This is a genomic window from Pelagibius sp. (assembly GCF_028281305.1).
Taxonomy (GTDB): domain Bacteria; phylum Pseudomonadota; class Alphaproteobacteria; order Kiloniellales; family Kiloniellaceae; genus Pelagibius.
Map to the genome: position 1 here is coordinate 1 of NZ_JANQKD010000115.1, position 4704 is coordinate 4704.

The 4704-nt window shown below is 64.3% G+C and carries 5 protein-coding genes and 1 pseudogene; 3 read left to right on the plus strand and 3 right to left on the minus strand.

Annotated features, from left to right (window positions below; genetic code table 11):
- Together Q0982_RS21730 and Q0982_RS21735 are read left to right on the plus strand one after the other, a co-directional pair.
- On the plus strand, positions 1–349 hold a 349-nt coding region (locus tag Q0982_RS21730), incomplete at its 5' end, for an ATP-binding cassette domain-containing protein (RefSeq protein WP_367575454.1).
- 139 nt (positions 350–488) lie between these two features.
- On the plus strand, positions 489–1421 hold the full coding sequence (locus Q0982_RS21735; RefSeq protein ID WP_299399710.1) for a carbohydrate kinase: 933 nt from the start codon (positions 489–491) through the stop codon (positions 1419–1421).
- A gap of 271 nt (positions 1422–1692) precedes the next feature.
- Here the strand turns inward: Q0982_RS21735 and Q0982_RS21740 are convergent, their stop codons facing one another.
- Positions 1693–3336, minus strand: coding sequence for a Na/Pi cotransporter family protein (locus Q0982_RS21740; RefSeq protein WP_299399712.1), 1644 nt, complete (start codon positions 3334–3336; stop codon positions 1693–1695).
- Between the two features lie 249 nt (positions 3337–3585).
- Here Q0982_RS21740 and Q0982_RS21745 point away from each other — a divergent pair, with 249 nt between their 5' ends.
- A complete protein-coding gene (locus tag Q0982_RS21745; RefSeq protein ID WP_299399714.1) occupies positions 3586–3798 on the plus strand; it encodes a hypothetical protein in 213 nt (70 codons plus the stop codon).
- 6 nt (positions 3799–3804) lie between these two features.
- Here the strand turns inward: Q0982_RS21745 and Q0982_RS21750 are convergent, their stop codons facing one another.
- Positions 3805–4158, minus strand: coding sequence for a hypothetical protein (locus Q0982_RS21750; RefSeq protein ID WP_299399716.1), 354 nt, complete (start codon positions 4156–4158; stop codon positions 3805–3807).
- A 344-nt stretch (positions 4159–4502) separates the two neighbouring features.
- Positions 4503–4704: pseudogene (locus tag Q0982_RS21755) on the minus strand (hypothetical protein); the annotation flags it as partial.

A 4704-nucleotide genomic window follows, 5' to 3' on the forward strand; every position in this document is an offset into this window, starting at 1 on the left:
CCTCTCCGGCGGCCAGCGTCAGGGCGTGGCGGTGGCCCGGGCGGCGGCCTTCGCCACCAAGTTCGTCATCATGGACGAGCCCACGGCGGCCCTCGGCGTAAAAGAGAGCCGGCGCGTCCTGGAGCTGATCCTGGATGTGAAGGCGCGGGGCATGCCCATCGTGCTGATCTCCCACAACATGCCCCACGTCTTCGAGGTAGCCGACCGCATTCACATCCACCGGCTGAGCCGCCGCCACGCGGTGATCCGGCCGAAGGACTTCTCCATGTCCGATGCGGTGGCGATCATGACCGGCGCCATGGAACCGCCGGCGGAGATTGCCCTGCCTGAGGGTGCGGTCTTGAACTAGGCGAAAGCAGACCTCCCTGTGGCGGCCCGGCCATGAAGGGCCGCCTACCTTGAGGGGCGCGTCCGCTGGCCGAGGCACCGCGCCCCTTCTTTCTTGTACCTTGAGGACCGGTCCATTGGTGATGCGAGGGTGACGTGACATGTTCCTGATCTGCGGCGAAGCGCTCTACGACGTCTTTCCCTCGGCCGAGACCGAGACCGGCTTCACCTTTGATGCGCGCATCGGCGGTTCGCCCTTCAACGTGGCCATCGGCCTTTCCCGCCTGGGTCGCGATGCGGCCCTGTTCACGGGCCTTTCCAGCGACCCCCTGGGCCGGCGTCTGGAACGGACGCTGAAGGACGAGGGGGTCGACACCGGCTATCTCGTCAGCAAGCAGAACCCCACGACCCTGGCGCTGGTCGGCCTGGGCGCCAAGGGCGTGCCGCACTACAGCTTCTACGGCCACGAAGCGGCCGACCGTTCGGTCGGCGAAGCGGACCTGCCCGAGCTCCCGTCATCCCTGGCCGCGGTGCACTTCGGTTCATATTCGCTGGTGGTCGAGCCCACCGGGTCCTCGCTGCTCGAGCTCGCCCGGCGCAGCCGTGACGCGGCGCTGATTTCCTTCGATCCGAACATCAGGCTGAACGTCGAGCCGGACGTGGGCCGCTGGCACCAGAGGGTCGAGGCCTTCTCGGAAATGGCCGACCTGATCAAGGTCAGCGAAGAGGATCTCGAGACGCTGTTTCCCGGCGACGGGATCGACAGCGCCATCAGCCGCTGGAACTCCCGCGGTGTCCGGCTGATCGTGGTCACCCGCGGCGGCGAGGGCGCCCTGGTCTCGCTGCGCGGCGAGGTCTTCGAAGCCCCCGGCCGCACGGTGGAGGTGGTGGATACCGTGGGGGCCGGCGACAGCTTCCAGGCGGCGCTGCTCTGCGGTCTGGACGAACTCGGCAAGGCGACCAAAGCCGGGCTTTCCGAGGTCTCGGCCGACGAATGCAGCCGGGTCGTCGACTTCGCCATGGGGGCCGCGGCGGTCACCTGCGCGCGCCGCGGCGCCGACCTGCCCCGCCGCCCGGACCTGCCTGACCTCTAAGGTTCTGCCGTCAGTGCCCCTGCATAAGCGCCAGGGAAAGTGTCCAACGGTGATGCCGCATTGTAATATCAGCGAAAATCGCATGGCAGTCTTGCCACAGGTGCCGCTGCGAAAATCACCTCACGGCAGATAGTGGCGTTACATCGCCTCACCGCTTTGACGCTCTTCAAGGTCGAGGCGTGGGCCCGCCGTCAAGGCCGCGGCAGGGGATGATCCTTGCGGCGGCCAGACTGTTAGCGGCAGTGCGGCGGTGATCGAATTCGGTCAGACTCTAGGCTTTTTTGCGATGCTGCGAAGCCGGCTCTTCGGTGGTCAGCACGGCATAGCCGATCGCTGTGATGTGGGAGTTGATGCGCTTCAGGTCGCGAAGCAGGTCGATGTGCATTCCTGAAGTCTCTATGCTCTCGACCCTGCCGCGGCGCAGCCGGTCGAGATGTTGCTCGTTGGCCTCCTGCTCCAAAATGCGAAGCTCGTGTTTCTCGTCGATCAGCTGTTGCGCCGTCGCCGGATCGCGGGTCACGAAAGCGCTGAGCGCCAGCTGCAGGTGGTCGGCGACGCGGGCATGGATGTCCAGGAGGTCGCGCCAGCCTTCCTCGGAGAAGGACAGCTTGTTTCGGATCTTCTTCTGGGCGCTCTTACGCAGGCTCTTGCTGATGATGTCGCCGATATGCTCGAGGTTGGTGGTGAACGACAGCAACTCGGTGCAGCTCCGGCTTGCCGCCTCGTCCAAGGGCTCGCGGGTTAGGTCCGCCAAGTAGAGCTTGATCGCCTCGTTCAATTCGTCGAGTTGATCGTCCAGGACGCCGAGCTCGTCTGCGGCAGCCTGACCCTGGGGTTCGAATGCGTCGGCCACCTTGCCCAACATCTCCTCGGCGATGTCGGCCATGCGGAGCGCCTCGCGCGTTGCTGATGCCAGCGCCAGCGCCGGCGTCTGCGCCGCCTCCTTGGTGAGATAGCGCGGCCCCTCGGGCGTCTCGCCTTGCGTTGCCGGCAGCAAACGTTCGGTGGCCTTTGCCATAAGCTTAACCAGCGGCAACCCGGCAAGGACGAGGGCCAGGTTGAAGAGGCTGTGGAAGTTCGCGACCTGGCGGGCCGGGTCGGGGTCGAGCCCGGCGATCAGCGGAGTCACGAGCTCAAGCAGCGGCAGGAAAAGGATCGCGCCAATCAACCGGAACAGAAGGTTGCCCAATGGGATGCGCCGCATCTCGTTGCGGCTGCGCAGCGTCAACACGGTGGGGATGATCCCCGAGCCGACGTTCGCCCCCAGCACCAGAGGAAAGGCGACCGCGGGCGAGATCAGACCGCCGGCCGCCATTCCGACGACCAGCAGCACCAGCGCCACGCTGGAATGGAACAGCCAGGCCAGCAACGCACCCAACAGCAGCGCCACAATGGTCTCGTCGGCCAGCGCCGAGAAGACGCTCTCCAAGGTTGCGCTGGACCGCAGTTGCTCGGAGGCGCTGACCGTCAGGTCGAGGGCCAGGATCATCAGGCCGAGGCCGACCGCCACACGACCGAGGTGCCGGCGCAGCGGCAGCGTGCCAGTCATGAACAAAAGCACGCCCAACACGAGAAAGGCCGGAGAGAGCCAATAGAGGTCGAAAGAGAGGAACTGAACCACCATGGTGGAGCCGAGGTCCGCTCCGAGCATCAGCGCCAGGGCCGGTGCCAGGGCAATCATGCCGCGCCCGGCGAAGGAAACCGCCAGCATGGCCGTCGCCGTCGAGCTCTGCAGGGCAGTTGTGACGCCGAAGCCGACGAGGGCGGCCGAGGTCCAGCGCTTGGTCGCCCGCCCCACGCGTTTGCGCAGTTCGGTTCCGAAGGCACGCAGCAGACCGGTGCGCACCATGCGTGCAGACCACAGCAGCAGTGCGACACCGCCTGCTATGTGGAGCAGTATCTCATGGCCTGCCATGGTCTAGGTCCGGTTGGTCAATTCAGCCAAGCTTTGTCATGGCGCGCGCAGCGCACACTCCTATCGGATCGCAGTCGCTTCGACGTCACTCCTGGCGATCGGGGTGTCCGATCTCGGTTCGTTGTTCCAGCTCGTGCGCTGCTAAACCCTGCACACAGCCAGCTTCCTGTGAGGTGCGGACGGGCCGGCAACAAGCGAACAGAAACTAAGTTTAGCAAAATGGAATAAGGTTAACATCATCTTCACAGTGTGAATTTCTCCCTGTCCGATCCCCTTGCGTTGCGTCTCCTTTCCCTCTCTGCGCTGGTCATCGGCGCGGCATTCAACCTGAATCTCGCAGCTCAGGCCATGTTCCCCGTTCTCTCCGACATCGAGATGGCCGGTCATAAGGGCGAGAACCGCGATGTCGACGACCTGCTCGCCTTTCTGAAGACCCTGACCGACCCGCGCCGCGCGCGCTAAGCGAGCTCAATTGAAGGCTTCGTAGATCGCCCCGGCGATTTCCCCTTCCAGGGGAAACGACAGCATCCCCATCACCGAATAGCCCAGCAGCCAGGGCATGAGATAGAAGCGGATCATGAAGAAGAACCAGGCGACGTAGAGCGGCACCAGCGGGTCGAGCAGGAAGCCGGGGGTAACCGGGCGAAACACCCGGATGACCGGGTTGGTCGCTTTGACGAAGACTTTCATGAAAAAGAAGTTCGAGTCCTCGGGCAGGAAGATGTTCATGGCGACGCGTCCGATCAGCGTCCACATGATCACGCCCATCAGGTAGTCGAGCACGATGACCCAGATTGGGAAAACGGCGAACGGATCTGTCATGGGGGAACGATACTAGAGCGTGATGAATTCATATAGGACCGGTTTGACCGGTTTTTCGCGTCTGCTGGCAAGGCGCGGGCCCCGCCGTGGACTGGATCGTCCACAAGGGGGCCGCAACGCCGCCGGCGGGCGCGAAAAACCGGCCTTCGGTGGGCCGGATCAGCCCATCGGCTGCGTTGCGGCGCTTGCCCGATGCCCCACATCGCGCTGCGCACCGCGCCTGACCGAGTGGGCTGATCCGGCCCATCAAACCGATCCCATATGAACTCATCACGCTCTCACTCTCGAAAGAAAAAGGGTGGCGGAAACGTTCCGCCACCCAGGTGATACCGAATTGCCTTTGCTTAGTGCTTGGCGTCGAGGATCGTTTCGCCGGAGGGAATCCGAACCTCGTCCACCATGGCCTGCGTCTCCGCGTCCGGTGCCGGGGTCATCAGGCTGACCACGACCATGGCGATCAGGCTGACCGGCATGCCGATCATCCCGAAGCGCAGATGGTCGATGCCCATCCAGGGCGTGCCACCGGTGTACACGTAGTAGAGATAG